This is a genomic window from Flavobacterium potami (assembly GCF_020026915.1).
GTDB lineage: Bacteria > Bacteroidota > Bacteroidia > Flavobacteriales > Flavobacteriaceae > Flavobacterium > Flavobacterium potami.
Window position 1 is genome coordinate 22,969 of sequence record NZ_JAINUY010000009.1, and the last position, 17,596, is coordinate 40,564.

The window sequence follows — 17,596 nt, forward strand, 5'->3', positions numbered from 1 at the left end:
GTTCAGAAATTATCATTTTATAGTGAAAATGTGATTTTTTTAAATTAATCTTCTTTCTCTTCTTTCTCTACAAATATTTTGGATTCATTTATTTTAAACACATAGAAACATAGATGTAAATATTTTAAAAGGCGTTTCACTTGCATCAATTCACATAGCTATGTGTAAAAACTAGTTTTTCTAAAAAACTCTCTTTTTATAAATTACAAGTCTATGTTTCTATGTGTTTATTATAAATCCATCTTATTTATCGATTACTTTTACCAACGTCGGATTTATTCCCAACGGATTTTTGATGATTTTGCAGATTAACGGAAACTCGGGATTTTTCACAATCCACATCTCAGTTTCATCGATTTGAGCAATTACATGCAAAGTTTCTACCGTTTTTCCATCAATTGAAATACTATTCTTGTCGTTGTTTTTATCTAAAACATAAGTCGTTTTATTATAAACAAATGAATTATTTTTCACTAAATTCTGATAGGCAGACCTTGAAATCATAAAAAAAGTTTCTGTTGCCTTTAAGTTTAGTACTGGAGCATATTCTCCCTGATTAAAACTTAGTTCAGTTCCATTTTTTAAAGCTTCAGGCAACATTACGATACTACTTTTTACACCTCTTGTTTCTAATTTGAAAGTCAATCCGTCATTTGCTAATTGAGCAATTAAAGTCAGTGTTCTGGTTTGCCCGTGAAGTTTACAGACATAGTTCAATTCTGTATTATTTTTTATTGTCGGTATGTAATTCTGAGCTATTCCTTTCTGATAAACAATGCAGAAAAGAATCATTAAAAATATATTTTTCATCTTGTTTATCCTTTTATTTTTTTGGTGGTAAAATTGTTGTTCCCCAAGAAGAAGGTTTTGAATCCATTTCTAAAATCAATTCTCCTCCGTTGTTAATATCATCGTGCATAATCCACGCTTTATTGTACGTTTTTCCGTTTAAAGTAGCCGATTTTATGTATTTGTTTGTATCACTCATTTTTTTAGTTGTGATTTTGAAACTTTTACCATTCTCTAATTTTACAACTGTTTCTTTAATCAGCGGTGTATTAATCAAATAATAAGGCTGCCCAGCATTTGGATACAATCCCATCATATGGAAAGCCAGCCAAGAAGACATTGCGCCAGAATCATCATTTCCTGGTAAACCGTCATGTTTGGTATTGAAACTGCTTTTAATGATTGTTCTAATTCTGTCACTGCTCAAATACGGTTTTCCTATCCAATGATATAAACAAGGGGTTAAAAACGATGGTTCATTGGCAACATTGTACAATTCTGAATCAAATAAAGTATTTAACCTGTTTTCAAAAGCTTTTTCTCCACCTGATTTTTTAATCAATTCTGGAACATCGTGTGGAATGCTCAATGAATATTCCCATGAATTTCCTTCGTAAAAGAAAACACACCAATGGCAAACATACCAAGGCGATTCGATAATGACTGGCGTATATTTAAAGGTTGGTTTTTGAATTTTTGATTCTCCGAAAACAACATCATCCAACCAATTCCCATTTGCATCTTTTGGCATAATGAATCCTTTTGATCCGTTATTTTCATAATCAGGACGCCATAAATTTTGCCAGTTATCGGCTTGTTTCATGTATTGATTGTACAATTCTGTTTTTCCTAAACCTTTTGCAACAACAGCAATATTGTAATCATTGTATGAATAATCAATTGTTCTGTTTCCTGCACGATCAGTACCGTACGGAACATAACCTAATTTTAAATAATCGATTAATCCTCCTCTTCCTTCTTTTTCCTCATTTCCTCCAGGTGGAACTGTAGCATCTTTGAGCATTGCTTGAAGTGCTAACTCATAATCTATTCCTTTTAAGTTTTTTACAAAAGCATCCGCAATTACAACTTCTGCGTTTGATCCTCCTTGTGTTCTTCCGTTATCGTTTCCGCTTCTTCCCTCGGGCATATAACCTTCACGTTTGTAAATGTTCAGCATCGCGTTGATTATTTCAACTTTACGCTTAGAATCAATCAACGTGATTAACGGACTTGAAGTTCTAAATGTGTCCCAAATGGTATAAAAATCATCATAATAAGGCTCGTCGTTTGTCCACAACGGATTTTCTCCTGTTCTGTCTACCGGCATAATCATGGTGTGATACAAACCTGTGTAGAACATTTTTTTATATTCTTCTGAAGTATCTGAAGAAAGCTGAATTCGGTTCAATAAATTTTCCCATTTATTTTCCAATGCAACCAGAACGTTATTAAAATTCCAATGCGGAATTTCAACTTCAATATTGTTTTTTGCTTTTAATTCACTTAAAAATGAAATTCCGATCTTGACGTTTAGCTCTTCTTTTCCAGTACTTCCAAAAGACAGTAAAGTTCCTGTCTTCTTTCCTGAATCGAATTGCGCTTTTTGATTGTTATAAAATTTTCCATCTTTAAAAGTCACATATTTCGCAATCGGCTGATCGAAAATTGCCCAGAAATACACAGTATAAGCACGACCGTTATTCCATCCTCCTCTAATTCTGCTATAACCTCTAACTTCTGTGTCCGAAACAATTTCGATTTGAGAACCTACAAACTGTTGTGCTTCTCGTGCATCAGGAATTTTCTCTTCGCCCAAGAAAAATCCTGGATCAATTTTTAACTCTTTAGATTTATTTTTTGGATATGTAAATCGGTAAAAAGATACTTTCTCGCCTGTTGTTATTTCAGTTTTAATATTGTTTTCTTTGAAAACCGTTTCATAATAGCCCAGTTTTACATTTTCTTCTGTTCTAAAAGAAGTCTGATCCATTTTGTCTAAAGCTCCAGAAAACGGCATTATCTGAATGTTTCCGTATTTTGGGCCTCCTCCCGTTCCACTCACGTGAATCTGACTAAAACCTGTTACTTCTTTTGGCATTGGCAGCCAGCCACTATTAGGACTGGAAGTACAATCTGGACTTGGTTTTACCATTCCGTAAGGACAAGACGGACCTACAAAAACTCTACCGACTCCTTCTGAACCAATCATTGGATCAACGTATTGATGAACAGTTTTCTGGGCGTAATTTTCGACGGCAAATAGAAAGCTTATCGCTAAAAAAATGATAGACTTAGGATTTTTCATTTAATGTTGTTTTCTTTAATATTTAGGGATTTGATGTACTTGACATTTCTAAAATTAATTCTCCTCCATTTGTAATATCTTGATGAGACAGCGTAAAATCTTTTACTGCTTTGTTGTTGAATTTGATGTCTTTTATATACACATTTTCAGCAGTATTATTTTGAGCCTTGATTACAAATGTTTTTCCTGAATAATATTTCGGATTTAAATCAATTGAAATTTTGTTGAAGATTGGGCTACCAATTTGATAAACGGCATCTTTGTCTGTTCCTCCGTTCATTTGAAACAACCCTAATTTTAGCAAAACGTTCAAACTTCCCATTAACCCCTGATCTTCATCTCCGTTGTAACCTGTTGCTGGCGATAATCCGCTGAAAGTTTCTTTGACTACGTTTCTAGTCCAATATTGCGTTAAATCTGGTCTTCCTAAAATTGTAAAAATATTTGAAGTCTGCATAGAAGGCTGATTTCCAAAGTTTACCGGAATTCTACTAAATTCTGGATGCAATTCTGCATCATGCGATGTACCAGAAGTGTATTTTAGTTTTTTAGCAGCTTCAAACTGTTCGTTTAATTTTGTTACGGCCTTCTCTTTACCTCCCATTAAATTGGCCAAACCAAGAATATCATGAGGTACAAACCAAGTTGATTGTGCACCATTTGATTCTATAAATCCATTTTCATATTGGTACGGATCATAATTTTCTCTCCATTTTCTTTCAACATCCTTTGGACGGATCCAGCCAATCGACGCATCAAATACATTTTGATAGTTTTTTGACCTTTTCATGAAATAATTATAATCTTCTTCATGATGTAGTTTTTTTGCCAATTGCGCCAAAGTCCAATCCTGATAAGCATATTCTAATGTCTGACTTGCTCCGTCTTCATGACTTCCGAAATTGCCATCAGGAAGCGGATACGGTACAAATCCTTTTTCTAAATAATATTTTAATCCACCACCAATACTCGTATTGTGCTCATAGCCTGCTTTTGCCATAATTCCGCCTTCCATATGTCCTTTTTTCAAAGCAACATAAATGGTTTCTAAATCTTCTTTTACAATACCTTTTTGAATGGCGCTTACAATAAATGGTGTTGCCGAAGCTCCCGTCATAACATAAGTATCATTTCCTCCCGAAGGTCCACGTGGAATAGAGCCGCCATCTTTGTAATATTGCATAAGCGAATACACAAATTCTTCCATAATTTCAGGATATACCAATCCCCATAAATTATTGATTGTCCATTGTGCGCCCCAAAAAGCATCAGAATTGTAATGATTGAATTTTGGTTTTCCATCTGCGTTTAAAGGTAAATGTCCTACCCTGAATGTGTCCCCCGTGTTATCAGGGTAGGATCCATTTGCATCACTGATCTTTTTTCTCCCTTGCAATGCATGCCACAGATCAGTGTAAAATCTTCTTTGGTCGGTTGCAGTTCCTCCCTCAATTTTTATTCTTCCTAATAAATCGCTCCATTCTTTTTTGGAGTCTGCAACTGTTTTATTGAAATCCCAACCTGGTAATTCGGTTGAAATATTGATGTTGGCATTTTCTATTGAAGTGTAGGATATTCCAACCTTCATTAATAGTGTTTGATCCTTTTCATTAAAATGAATCAAATAATTTCCGGTTGTTTGATCACGTTCTACAGAAGCAATCGCCATATTTGTTTTGACTTTAAAATATACCGTTAATGGTTTTGGACGTCTAAAATTGGCACTTAAAACCAACGACCCCGAAAGTTCATAGTCATTATATTTTTCTAATTTGCCGTTTGTGTTTTCGCAAGGTCCCAAAATGGTATTCAAATTAAAAAGAATTCCTTTTTGCCCTTTAGAAGGAAAAGTATATTTATGAAAACCAACCCTTGCCGTACTGGTTAATTCTGTTTGTATTTGATAGCGATCTAAACGCAACGAATGATATCCAGGCGTAATGGTTTCTGTTTGATGACTGAATTTAGAATAAAAGTCTTTAAAGATAGCTGCTTTATTTTGAGCTGAAATTGTTACAGGCATTACAGATACCCCTGACATCTGCCATTCGTGAACATGACTAAAACCTTTAACTGTATCTGTAGTATATTTATAACCACCACCCCAATCGCCTTTAATTTCAGTATCCGGATTTAAATTTACCATTCCAAACGGGCGACTTGCAGATGAAAAGTAAAACCATCTTGAGTTTTCAGTGTCCAACAACGGGTAAACCATATCTGAGATTTGTTTCTTATTTGAAGAAACTGATTTTTGGGCGTTGCATGACACTAAAAAAATAAGGGTTAAACTTATTACGATACGTCCTATTTTTGAGATTTTATTTAATTCCATGTATATGGCAATAATAGTTTAAAAAGTTTTTTTTTGTGTTTACTTATCATTAAATCGAACACAATGGGCACAAAAAGTACCAGAGAAATATGGACTTTAACATATTCTCATGATAATTTAACAGAATGTTACAAAGCTTAATTTTTCATTCAATTTTCCGAAACCACATTCAATTAAGCTTTGTTCTCATTCAAAAAAAATAAACTGAACTGATTCTCACGAGCAACTGAAAAAACCAGTTTTCATTTGAAAAAAAGGAGAAGAATTTTGAATCTCCTCTCCTTTTTATAAATCAATATTAAATTAACTATTTGCGTTCTAATTAAGCTTTAATCTTAGTAGCCAGGATTTTGATCCAAAGCAGGATTTAGCACTTTTGCATAAGTTGGAACAGGGAAAATACGACGATACGTATCTGCATTAGTTTTGAACCCCCATTGTCCTTCATATTTACCAAAACGAATCATGTCATTTCTGTGCCATGCTTCCCAAGCAAATTCGCGGCTTCTTTCTTGATAAAGTTCTTCTAATGTTACACTTGTCCATGCTGCCGATGTTGTACGATTCGAACGAACCATATTAACCAATGCAACTGGAGTTTGTCCTAAAGTTGAGTTTCCTCCACGTAAGATCGCTTCTGCTTTCATTAAGATAACATCTGAATAACGTAAAAAAGGCACGTCGTTATTTTGGTTACGGTTTGTTGATGTTGCATCAGGATAGAACTTAATGTTTCTGTAACCCATATTCCACGCAATTTCATCATTTCCGCAGTCAAATAAAGCTGGATTCTGGCGAAGTACAACATCTGGTGTTAAGTTTACCTGATACGTGTAAGTCGCACCACCATCTGAACCAGTATAGAATTGATCATATCCTTTTTTTGTTGTTGTAACCATTACAGGAGTAACACCATCATTCATGTATTGCAATCCAGTTAGCCATTGTTTGTTACGAATATCTGTAGCATCATTAAAATAAGCATAAAATGATGGTAAAGTACTTCTAGGTGCACTAGGTGTAAACGGAAGACCAAATTTTGCTCTTTCAGAACGAGGCACATCATAACGTGCATGATACATCTGACCATTGTAACCTACTGATGTAGCTGTAGGATCATAAGGAACAGCAAAAATGAATTCTTTCATAGCTGGACCATTATTCGGATAAAACATCTGAAGATAAGTACTTCTAGGCTCAATTAGATACAAACCTGAATTAATTACCGCGTCACAAGCCGCAATACAATCATCATTTCGCTGTGTTCCTGTATAGACTTCTGCGTTTAAGTATAATTTGGCAAGCATAGCATTAGCCGTCTGTTTATTTGGTCTACCATAAGTAGAAATTCCAGATGCGGGATTTAAATTAGGAACTGCACTTTTCAATTCTTTTTCTATGAAATTGAAAACTTCGATTCGGCTCGATCTCGGTTTAGAACTGAAATCTCCATATACTGTATCAAGTGGCACGCCTCCGTATGAATCCATCATCATAAAATAAGAAATGGCACGCATTGTTTTTAATTCAGCAATCATTGTTCTTTTTTCTGCTCCAGCTGGCATCGCAGTATTTAAAATTGAGATGGTCTGATTAGCGGTTCCAATAACTTTTTCTGCCCAATCCCAAGGACCAACTCCATTGTCTGGTGTCCAATCATGGTAATGCTGACAAGCATAACCTCTATTGTCAAACCAGTTTCCTCCACGTGCAGGCAAAATAGCTTCATCAGTAGTTAGCGTCTGTGACCACCACCAAGAAAATGAAAAATCTCCACGAAAGGCTGCATAAACTGGTCCTGTTGTTTGAATATATTGTGTTGAATTCTGAGGATAAACTTCAGGTGTCAGCTGAGTTGTAATAGGCACTTCAAGATCATCGCAAGACCATACTAAACCAGCTAAAAGAACTGGGAGACCTAAATATTTTAATATCTTTTTCATAATTTTTGCATTTAATTTTTAGAAGATCACATTTAAACCAAACATATATGTTCTGGTTTTTGGATAGAAATTATTAGAATCTACTCCTGGAGCTGTTCCTCCTTGTTCTACCTCAGGATCAATTCCTGTGTATTTGGTAATAACAAACACATTGTTAATCGTTTGGTAAATACGAATATTATTTATATACCTTCCGACTTTACCAAAATTATATCCTAAAGTCATGTTGTCTAATCTTAAATAACTACCGTCTTCAATAAAACGATCAGAATATTTATAAGAGTTAAGGTCGTTTGGTGACTCGTTTCCTGCGTCAACTAAAATATTATTGGTCATTGCTGTACTTGGTCGGAATAAATCGGCACGAGTTGCATTGAAAATTTTGTTTCCGAAAACTCCTCTGAAGAAAATACTCAAATCAAATTTTTTGTATTGAAAATTATTCCCCCATCCTAATAAAAGTTTTGGCTGTGCACTTCCTGCGTAGTGATAATCTACTCCAATTTGAGGTGTAGTTGTCAAATTACCGTTTTTGTCATAATATTGAGAAACCCCATTTTCATTTTTACCTGCATATTTCAGTGTAAAGAATTGTCCTAATGGTTTTCCTTCTTTAAAAATTTGTAACGTACTTCCTGTTTGTCCACCTCCGTCAGGCTGAACACGACGAATAGAATCTCCACCAACAAAGAATGGGCTAGTTAATTTTACAATCTCATTTTTATTATGTGCCAAGTTCAAATTGGTTGTCCAGCTGAAATCTGCTGTTTTAACCGGAGTTGTGCTCAAACTAAGTTCGATACCTTTGTTATTCATTGTTCCTCCGTTTGCTACAATTGTTCCTACTGGTACCAATACCGGATTCACATTGTAGTTGAAGATCATATCTGTTGTTTTCTTGTCGTATACATCAATAGAACCCGTTACTTTTCCTTTCAAGATTGAGAAATCAAGTCCGATGTTTGCTGTCGCTGTTTTTTCCCATTTCAAATCTGGGTTAGCAGCCTGATTTGGTCCGTAAGCTCCAATTTGCTGTCCGTTGTAATAGAAAGTTCCTAAACTTCCAGAAATAAATTGTGCTGTGTAAGCATTAAATCCAGAAGAGTTTCCTGTTACACCCCAGCTTCCACGAAGTTTCAAATCGCTAAAGAAATTTTGGTCTTTCATGAAGTTTTCTTTGTCGATTCTCCAAGCTCCACCAACAGAAGGGAAATAACCCCATTGATTATTTTTTCCAAACATAGAACCACCATCTCTTCTGATTGATCCCTGTAAAAGATATTTGTCTTTATAGTTGTAGTTTAAACGAGCAAAATAAGCTATTAAAAGTGTTTTTTGATACGCTTTACTATCTCCAAAGTTAACCACATAACCATTCACAGAAGTATAATTACTTAAAGCAAGGTTATTGTAACCTACGTTGTCTACAGGAAAATTTGTTGTTGTAGCCTGAAATCCATCACCTAATGTATTTTCTTGCCAAGAATAACCTGCAACAGCTTTTATTTTATGAGATCCAAAAGTTTTATCCCAAGTAAAGAAACTCTCAATAATGTTGTTTGTATTTTCATATGAATTTCTTAAAGCAGAACCATTTACACCAAAGTTTACCAAAGTTTTTGTCAAAGGTGGATCTGGGTTGTTGTAGAAGTTGGCACTATTATATTGTGAATAATAGCTGTCATAAAATTCACCATGAGATGTAGTTAATTTTTGGTGCGCTAAATTCAAATTATATGTAATTCCGAATGGCAGTTTTACTTCTGCTGTAAGATTACCAACAAGGTTATTTGTTGTAGTTTCATCTGTTCCATGTTCAATCAAGGCAACTGGATTAAAATATCCTGGGCTAACAAAATTTTCATAGAAACTCCCGTCTGCATTTCTAACTGGAGAAACCGGAAGATAACTTGCTGCTTGCAACAGTACTGTATTACGTTGTGGTACGTTTTGGTAATCTGTTTTTGAATTGGTAACATTTAAGCCGAATTTCACTTTATCATCAAAAGCAAATTGTTCAACAGATAAACGTGCTATGATACGAGAAAAATCACTTTTCAACATTACACCTTCTCTGTTAAGAGACGTAATACTTGCTGTATAACTTCCGTGATCTCCACCTCCACTCATAGATAAATTATGACTAGTAGATACTGCACGGTTTGGTCTCATAATTTCTTTTAACCAGTTTGTGTTTGCTCCTTTATCATTTTCCGGAGTAAAGTTCAAATTGTTTTTAGTTGTAAAAGCTCTCAACTGATCTGCATTCATCATATCCAGATTGTTTGAAACTTCTTCAAAACCAACATATCCATTGTATGCAATTTGAGTTCTTCCTTTACTTCCTTTTTTAGTAGTTACCATGATAACTCCATTTGCAGCACGGTTACCGTAGATTGCAGTTGCAGCTGCATCTTTTAAAACGTCGATCGTAGCAATGTCATCTGGAGAAATTACCGAAATATCAACTCCAGGAATACCATCAATTACATAAAACGGACCTTGAGAACTGTTTAATGTAGAAACCCCACGTAATACTACCGAAGCCGTTTTTGTTGGGTCACCACTTGATGAAATATTCAAACCAGAAACTTTACCTTGTAAAAGTTGTCCAACATCACTAATTGCACCTTTATTTAATTCTTCTGCTTTAATAGAAGTCACAGAAGTGGTAAGGTTTTTACGAGATCCTTTTCCGTATCCAACTACAACAACTTGTTCAAGATTGTTTGTTGTAGATTGTAATTTAATTGAATAATTAGACTTTGTTCCGTCTAATTTTAAAGTTTGATCATCAAATCCAATAAAAGAAATTACTAATACTGCATTTTTATTTGAAACTGAAAATTTAAATTTCCCATCAAAATCTGTCGTTACAGTATTTGTTGTACCCTTTTCGAGTATGTTCGCGGCTGGCAGAGGAATGCCTTTGTCATCTAAAACTACACCGGACACTTCTGTTTTTTGTGCCCAAGTATTAATTGAGAAGCCAAAGAAGAAGGCTAATAATAAAAGTTTAAGTTTTTCCATTGTGAAATTGGTTAATTGGTTAAATAGTATTGCCGAAATTAGTGCTAAAGAAATGTTAACAAATGGACAAGTTATTCATAAACATGGATAATTTCTATAAAGTCAACAACGGCAAGGGTTTTCAAGGTTATTTTTGAAAAATTATATAGTTAAAAACTTATTAATTAATCGATTTCGTAAAGATTTCATTTCATATTTTATGCGCGGTTTAAGGTTGTGGTTTAAGTATTGTGTTAAATTTTCTTTATATACGTATTAATTATCTGGTAAGTCTTTTTTTAATTGTTTTCTGTCCAATTAATTTCCCAATTTTTAATTAATTCTCTTTCTTTTGTTACATCAAAAGGCGCATTATTGATTGCCGATTTTTTGAATGCCTCCAGAAACATTTTCCATCTCGGCCAATAAAAACCTTTATACATTCCTTTCCAGGATCTTGAAGCATAATCATTCAAATGACCTTCTCCGCCCCAAAGTGTAATCAATGTTTTAGCATTTTTTGCATACAACTTAGAAACTGCTGGTGTATCTCCATAATCCGAAGCCGATTTTACCCATTGGTCTACATTATTTAATGGTTGTCCTGTCATCATTAAATCAATTTCCAAAACTTGTTTTTCTATCTTTTTGAATAATAAATCTCCTTTTGCAATGTCTTTTTTCTGATAGGCTCCTACACATTCCATCAACTCTTCATCAATACATAAAGAATAATAATGTCTTGAAACATCTATTAAATCGTACTGAATAAAATTGTTTTTATCATATTTCTTCGCTTCTTTACTTAAAATATCCAAAGCTTGTTTTAGTTTTTTCTTGTCTCCTGGATTTCCTTTAAATGCTGTAATGGTTGCAGTAGGACGTTTGAACAACAAATACGCTCCAGCCCTATCATTCCACCATCTTGTTTCCCAGTATTTTACATTATAAACAGATTGCAACAATAATTCCCATGCCTGAAAAACTGGCTTAGTGGTTGTTTTCTCATATCTCGCATTTAAATATTTAGTCAACCAATCGCTTACAGGCTGCTCACCTTTACTCCACGGAAGATCATAAATATATTCATATACAATCGAATTATTATTTAAACCTTCCGGCATTGCACCATAACCTACAACATTTCCTTTATGCGGATTTTTCAATAAACTCGTTAATTCATTTTTATAGAAACTTAAATCTCCATAAACAGGATTTGATCCTCCATAATTATGTACATAACCGTAAGTCCATTGTTTTCCATAAAATGCTTCCTGATTATCCCAAACTTTGTATCTATCATTGGCATAATCCTGAACCATTACTTTATCATTTGGAACTTTACTCAAAAATGCGCTTGTTGCTTCTTTGGTCCAAAATTCTTTATTGTCTCCAAAAAGCCATCCCTGCATTACCCAAGTAGCACCAGGAGCTGCTTCATTTATAGTTTCGTAAACAGCACTTCCGTAATTAGAAAGTTCTTCATATTTATTATGCTCAGATACTGGAGGTTCGATTTCGTTAAAAGAATCAGCCAGATAGAAATTAGATTTTCCGTACGTTTTGGTATAAATTTCGATAAAACGTTTCCCTATTTTTTTAAAAAGCGGATCTTTTGAATCCAGTAGAAAAGTACTCGCAAAACCTCCGCCTGACCAAGATTTTAATTCAGTGATTTTCGCTTCAGGATGTTTTTCGGCGAAAGCCTTAGGAACATAACCGCTAAAAGCAGGTACAACTGGATGCATATCTAACGCTCGCATTCTTTCCAGAATTTTCTTTTGAAGTTCTTCTTTTTTAACAAACCATTCTTGTGGTAGAGGTCCTTCTAAACTATTAATATTTCCCATACGCTGCCAAGGTAAAAATGCTGGTCCGGCAAAATGAGATTCCAACTGATTTTTTGTTAAACCATATTCTTTCCACAATTCCTGCCATACCGCTTCCTGACCTTCCATTGCTGTTGGAAGATTAATTCCGTGAAGGGCCATCCAGTCAATTTCCTGCTCCCAGCGCTTCCAGTCCCACCAAGGAGTTGTGTAACCAAATGTACAAGCATTTAAGTATTCTCTATATTCAAAAGGCGTGTCTCCCTTTTTTGCATATTTAGGCCATGTTTTCGGTAGATTAATTTTATTTCCTTCCCAGCTTACTATTGCGGCTCCTATATCTCTCAGAAAATTGTAAGCTGCATAACAAATTGCAGTATTATTTGAGCCTTTAATTTTTACAAGATTGCTCGTTGTTTCAATTTCGAACCAATCTTTATGTTCGTTTTTGTTTTCGATAATGGTTAATTCGAATTCATTGGCACGATTACCAATCAATCTTTCTATTACTTCTGATGCCGTTTTAGTTCTTTCATCGCTTTTGCAATATCCTTTGCCTCCAAAAAGCAGGAATGCAAAAATGAGCATAACCGCTTTTAAGAAATCGCCATTTACGATTTCAAAATTCATTCTTTTCATATTCTCCTATTTAATAAATTATAACATATTATTTGTAACAAAAAACAAGGGAGATTAAACATCGAATTAATCTCCCTAACTAATAAAAACTAACAAAATATTTACTAATCAATAAACCTCGTGATTTTTGTTTTTCAAACCCAATAATTGAGTTTTGAATTGAAGATAAAATTATTTAGAATGTGAATTATAGAGATGGACAGATTATTCAAAAGAATAGACAGATTATCCATATGTGTCTTAAGTACCGATTTTATTGGCTTTTTAGAAAAAAAATATAATACGAACAAAAAGAGCTTCAATAATATTGAAGCTCTTTTTTATCTATAAAATAGTTGTTAAAGAATATCTATTTGAATCAGGATGGTTTAATGATTTCTTTTAAATAAGGTTTTTTAGAAGATAAAACTCCAATTATTTTATTGACTTTTCGCCATTCAAATAAATGAATAAAAAAAACACCAATCTTCAGTAATCCTTTATTCGTGATCAATAATGCACCCAGTTGTTCCATTTCAGAATCTCTTTGGTTAATAAAAGTTTCGCTTTCGGATTTCTCTTTACTTATTAAATCGGTTGCAAAACACCATGCACCATCACGAGCATTGCCCAAACTGAACTGAACGAGCAAAGAATTCGATTTATTTCCCGTTAAGCCAATGAGCGATATTAGCGGAGAAACTATATTTAATTTATTAATGACACTATACGTTAATGAAGACAGAATATTATTTATCGCATTATAATCTCTTCGAAGCTCATCGATACTGCAACCATTATCGTTGGCTTCTTTGACAGCGATTCCTAAATCGTAATTGATATGCGCATTCATTCCTAAAAATAAATGCTGCAGAATTAATATGGACGAATTTTCACTGCTTTCAAAAGCGATTTTCCAAGATTTTGAAACCTTTGTACTATTTTTATCAATCTTCCATTCATGAAGAGCATATAAATATCGATTTGCGAACAAAACATCGAGTAATTCCAATCTTTCAGGATTCTCAAAAAGTCTGTTTTGAATATCTTCATCTACTTTTAAAGTCACTTTATGATATAGAGCAGCAAAATAGCCCAGTCTGCTGTTTGTTGCTTCTGCTTCGGTAATAATTGCTTCCAAACAAGACAAAACTTCTTTAATCGTATTGGCAGGTACATATGGTGTCATAAGAGAAAGATTTAATAAATTTTATTAATAAACAAAAAACAACACACTAACAATCAACAGAATAAATATATAGAATATTTTTTCAGATAAATTTGATTTTATTACATGCTCTTATTCGCATCCATAAATTTAGTGATCAAGGCTATTATGGTGACAATACTTCCACCCATCGCTGCAACCTGATCATAACTGTCTTTATTGAGATACATTAATAATAATAAAGCGCTAATCGCGATAATAAACAATGGAAATTTAAACCTGTTGTAAGTACCATCTTTGCTTTCATTTTTAAATTCTTCTATGAATGATTTACTTTTGCCATGCGAAAGAACAAAAAATCTAAAGCTCGCACTCATCATTTTTAGTCTTCCCGTTGTTTTATCAATATCGATTATTCCGCATTCCATAAAGCTGATTACTGTATCTTTATTTTTATAATTTACAAAATAATCTTGTGCAAAATCATATAGTACATATTGAGTCTCGTGCGGTAAAGAATTCCAAATCTCATTGTATATTTCATAAAAATTCCTTTTATAATAGTTTATCATAAAGTTCCTTTTTACAAGTTCAGGTATTTCATTGTTTGTATCTGTTTTAAAAAATTTATTTATAGTGATGTCACGATCAGATTGATCTTCCAAGGGCAAAATATTATTTTCTAAAGCTAACTTTTTGCGATAATCCTGAATCAGGCTTTTAATATCACTGATATTCATTATTTGTATATAAATATCCTCTTTCTTCAAGATTTTTTTTTGAGAAAGAAATATTTCCTTCCAAGAAACCTGCATCAAATCATAAAAGAAAAAACGATTGCTGTAATAGTTTATTAGTTGATAGGATATAACAGGAAGAAAAACAAATAAAAAAATAAAAATCATAACGATAGAACGAATATTTTCCTTCTGAAGAATTGCATGTGAACTCAAAAAATATTCATCTTTTAATGCACTAAAGAAAGTGAAATTATTAATTTCATATAAAGCCGGACGATTCAAAAAATCAAAATCTGCTTCCTGCATTACAGAATCTTTTCCCTCAACTTTAAAAAATGGAATTTTCAGCGTATGAAAACCGCTTTGATAGGCTTGTATATTATTTGCTCTTTTATCATTTGTTTCTTTTATCGACGTATTGTAAAATCTTGCAAATTCATTTATTTCGCTCACATAAAGTGAACTAATTAAAATCAAAGGAAATATAGTGTATTGAAAAACCAATCTGGCTGTCAAAAAAGAAATAAAGGAAGTTCTACTAACACTTTTGTTACTTTCATCTTCTGTATTTTCTCCTTTTTTAGTTTTGAAATTTTTATAATAAAAAATCAAAATGAGATGCATGCAAAACAGAATAAATACAGCAAACCATAGGGTACTAAAACTAAAAACTAAAAATGGTATACTAATTCCTAAAATCAAAAAAACTATAATACTTTTTACAGCATATTTAAAGTCTAAAATTCTTGTATTTAAAGAGATTACATTTAAGAAAGCCAAGTTATATCCAAGTAGCACGCAGAAAACAAAAGCTACTGAAGGAGAAGAGTTTAAAGAAACTAAAAGTGCTAAAAGAATTGAGACACAATTGACCATAAACAATTTTTTATAATCCGAAGTCCTGCTTTTATTAGGAAATAAATACCAAAAATGTCTATTTGAAAATATACTGATTTGACTACTATAAAGTATAATTGAATACATATAATTGAGTAACAACAGAAAGAAACCAAAGAAAATAGAAATAAGGAATCCGTTGGTAAAAGTATATATGGATAAACGATTGATGTGGGTTAGATCCCTAATTCCAAGAATATATATCGGAGAATCGATTGCTACATCTAATTTTTCTGCGCATACCTGGTAGGCTTTTCCCTGAAGTACCATTTCAAATGTTTTGGGTATTACTCCCGATAATGTACTAATAAGTTCAAAATTATTTGGAGAATCATTTAGTACATTTTGAAATAGGCTGTTTTTAGAATCTTCATGCATTAAAACGTCTCCAGATCTATCTACTATCATATAACTTGTTCGAGGAGGTAACTTTATATTTTTAGAAAAATATTCTCTGAAAGCGGTGCCTTTTATACCAATAGAGTCAGGGTCTACATTTTTCATACCTAATGAATCTATATCTGCGTAAATCCACTGATATTTATTTTGTTCTCTAGAAAAAACAGCCGTCAAATATGTTTTGATTTTTCTGTTTATGTTTGGATAATATTTATTTTGAGGTTGAAGCACTTTAAAATACATTCTGTCATCAAATTTTCGTCTTAATTCTGGATTTGTAGCGCTTAAATATTTTGTAATTAATCCTTTATTATCCATTCTGAAAAAGACATCTATATTTTGAAGTTCTTTACTATTTTCATCAAAATAAGACTTACTAATCGCAAATTTTTGATTTCTTAACAGACCATCACTTTTAGAGTCAGAGTTTCCATCTAGTGAAATACTATCCGAGCCCTTTATAAAATATATCTTAGCATACTTGTGTTCTGTTTTTTTCAACTCGATCTCAAAAGCCGATGTGTACCTTAATTTTTTAGTATTATTTATTTGTTTAGAAAAACAACTATCAATACGATTAACCAATATTTTCAAATCTTTGGTATTGTTTTCTTTTAAAGTTTTATTCCATAACGCTAAGAGAGCAAACACTGTTAAAACTGCACTCAATACTCCAATTGAAAACACCACACCTACAAGATCAAGCTGACTTAATCTCTCATTTTGACTACTAATAATAGGTTTGATAAAATTAATTCCTAATATTAAAATGATGACAGAAACAAGACTGAGAATTAATATAGGAGAATCAATTTGTCTTGCATTGGTCTCAAAATAAGAATTATCAATTCCTACCGCTAAGAATATATTATGATCCGTTTGCGGAATAACTATCTGATTGGTGTAAAATCGTTTTGAAGATTTTTTAAAAGTTATTGGGCCGCTTCTTCTACTATTATCGACTAAACTATCCTGATCACTTAGACTTATATTTTCAGATATAAATGATTTATCAACCCTACATTTTCCTGACTCTACAGGACAAATATAAAATGAAGTGAAAAGCGTTGTCGAATTAATTTTGTTTAAAAATTTGACTAGATCGATGCTAATAACATCCGGAAATACGGTGTCCTTTTTTTTAAAACCTTTAAATCTATCTTTTATTGAACTAGAAATAGTAATAGTTCTTGATAACTCAATTTTCCCATTTTTAACCGATTGGAAACCATATCTATCAATTTTAATATTGTCAATATAAATATCATCAGCCCCCTTAAATTTAGAAATATCTAAAGTCCGAAATTTGTTATCACTAATATATTTTACCTGATCATCTATATAGACAAGCAATTGTTTTTCAATTCCTTTTAGAATTGCAACATTTTTTTCATCTTCTCTTGCTTTATTTTTAGGAAGTATGTAACTAAGATAAACCAAAACCAACAAAGCGATAAACAGCACCGTGATGATTGAGGAACTATGTCTTTTGAAAGATTTACTTTTAGACGGATTTTCCATTTTATGTCATTTTAGTTGATCTTGTATTTTTCAATTCAAT

General features: G+C 32.8%; 8 protein-coding genes. All 8 read right to left on the reverse strand.

Features of this window, described 5'->3' with window-relative positions:
- Window positions 1-243: 243 nt before the first annotated feature.
- Window positions 244-810, reverse strand: coding sequence for a hypothetical protein (locus tag K6T82_RS21945; protein ID WP_223710713.1), 567 nt, complete (start codon window positions 808-810; stop codon window positions 244-246).
- A 13-nt stretch (window positions 811-823) separates the two neighbouring features.
- A complete protein-coding gene (locus K6T82_RS21950; RefSeq protein ID WP_223710716.1) occupies window positions 824-3,097 on the reverse strand; it encodes a GH92 family glycosyl hydrolase in 2,274 nt (757 codons plus the stop codon).
- Between the two features lie 22 nt (window positions 3,098-3,119).
- Window positions 3,120-5,432 (reverse strand): GH92 family glycosyl hydrolase, encoded by a 2,313-nt coding sequence (locus K6T82_RS21955; RefSeq protein ID WP_223710720.1) that lies wholly within the window; start codon window positions 5,430-5,432, stop codon window positions 3,120-3,122.
- 335 nt (window positions 5,433-5,767) lie between these two features.
- Window positions 5,768-7,375 (reverse strand): RagB/SusD family nutrient uptake outer membrane protein, encoded by a 1,608-nt coding sequence (locus K6T82_RS21960; RefSeq protein ID WP_223710723.1) that lies wholly within the window; start codon window positions 7,373-7,375, stop codon window positions 5,768-5,770.
- 18 nt (window positions 7,376-7,393) lie between these two features.
- Window positions 7,394-10,405: a SusC/RagA family TonB-linked outer membrane protein gene (locus K6T82_RS21965; protein WP_223710726.1), complete on the reverse strand. Its 3,012-nt coding sequence runs from the start codon at window positions 10,403-10,405 to the stop codon at window positions 7,394-7,396.
- 278 nt (window positions 10,406-10,683) lie between these two features.
- Window positions 10,684-12,852 (reverse strand): alpha-N-acetylglucosaminidase, encoded by a 2,169-nt coding sequence (locus tag K6T82_RS21970; RefSeq protein ID WP_223710729.1) that lies wholly within the window; start codon window positions 12,850-12,852, stop codon window positions 10,684-10,686.
- A 358-nt stretch (window positions 12,853-13,210) separates the two neighbouring features.
- Entirely contained in the window at window positions 13,211-14,020 is an 810-nt protein-coding gene (locus K6T82_RS21975; protein ID WP_223710732.1) for a DUF5995 family protein, read from the reverse strand.
- Between the two features lie 101 nt (window positions 14,021-14,121).
- Complete coding sequence (locus K6T82_RS21980; RefSeq protein WP_223710734.1) at window positions 14,122-17,556, reverse strand: hypothetical protein; 3,435 nt, start codon at window positions 17,554-17,556, stop codon at window positions 14,122-14,124.
- Window positions 17,557-17,596: the final 40 nt, after the last annotated feature.

Bases quoted from the DNA above. Each gene is read 5' to 3' on its own strand.
- K6T82_RS21960 (WP_223710723.1), bottom strand. From the start codon at position 7,375: ATGAAAAAGATATTAAAATATTTAGGTCTCCCAGTTCTTTTAGCTGGT.
- K6T82_RS21955 (WP_223710720.1), bottom strand. From the start codon at position 5,432: ATGGAATTAAATAAAATCTCAAAAATAGGACGTATCGTAATAAGTTTA.
- K6T82_RS21970 (WP_223710729.1), bottom strand. From the start codon at position 12,852: ATGAAAAGAATGAATTTTGAAATCGTAAATGGCGATTTCTTAAAAGCG.
- K6T82_RS21975 (WP_223710732.1), bottom strand. From the start codon at position 14,020: ATGACACCATATGTACCTGCCAATACGATTAAAGAAGTTTTGTCTTGT.
- K6T82_RS21950 (WP_223710716.1), bottom strand. From the start codon at position 3,097: ATGAAAAATCCTAAGTCTATCATTTTTTTAGCGATAAGCTTTCTATTT.
- K6T82_RS21945 (WP_223710713.1), bottom strand. From the start codon at position 810: ATGAAAAATATATTTTTAATGATTCTTTTCTGCATTGTTTATCAGAAA.
- K6T82_RS21980 (WP_223710734.1), bottom strand. From the start codon at position 17,556: ATGGAAAATCCGTCTAAAAGTAAATCTTTCAAAAGACATAGTTCCTCA.
- K6T82_RS21965 (WP_223710726.1), bottom strand. From the start codon at position 10,405: ATGGAAAAACTTAAACTTTTATTATTAGCCTTCTTCTTTGGCTTCTCA.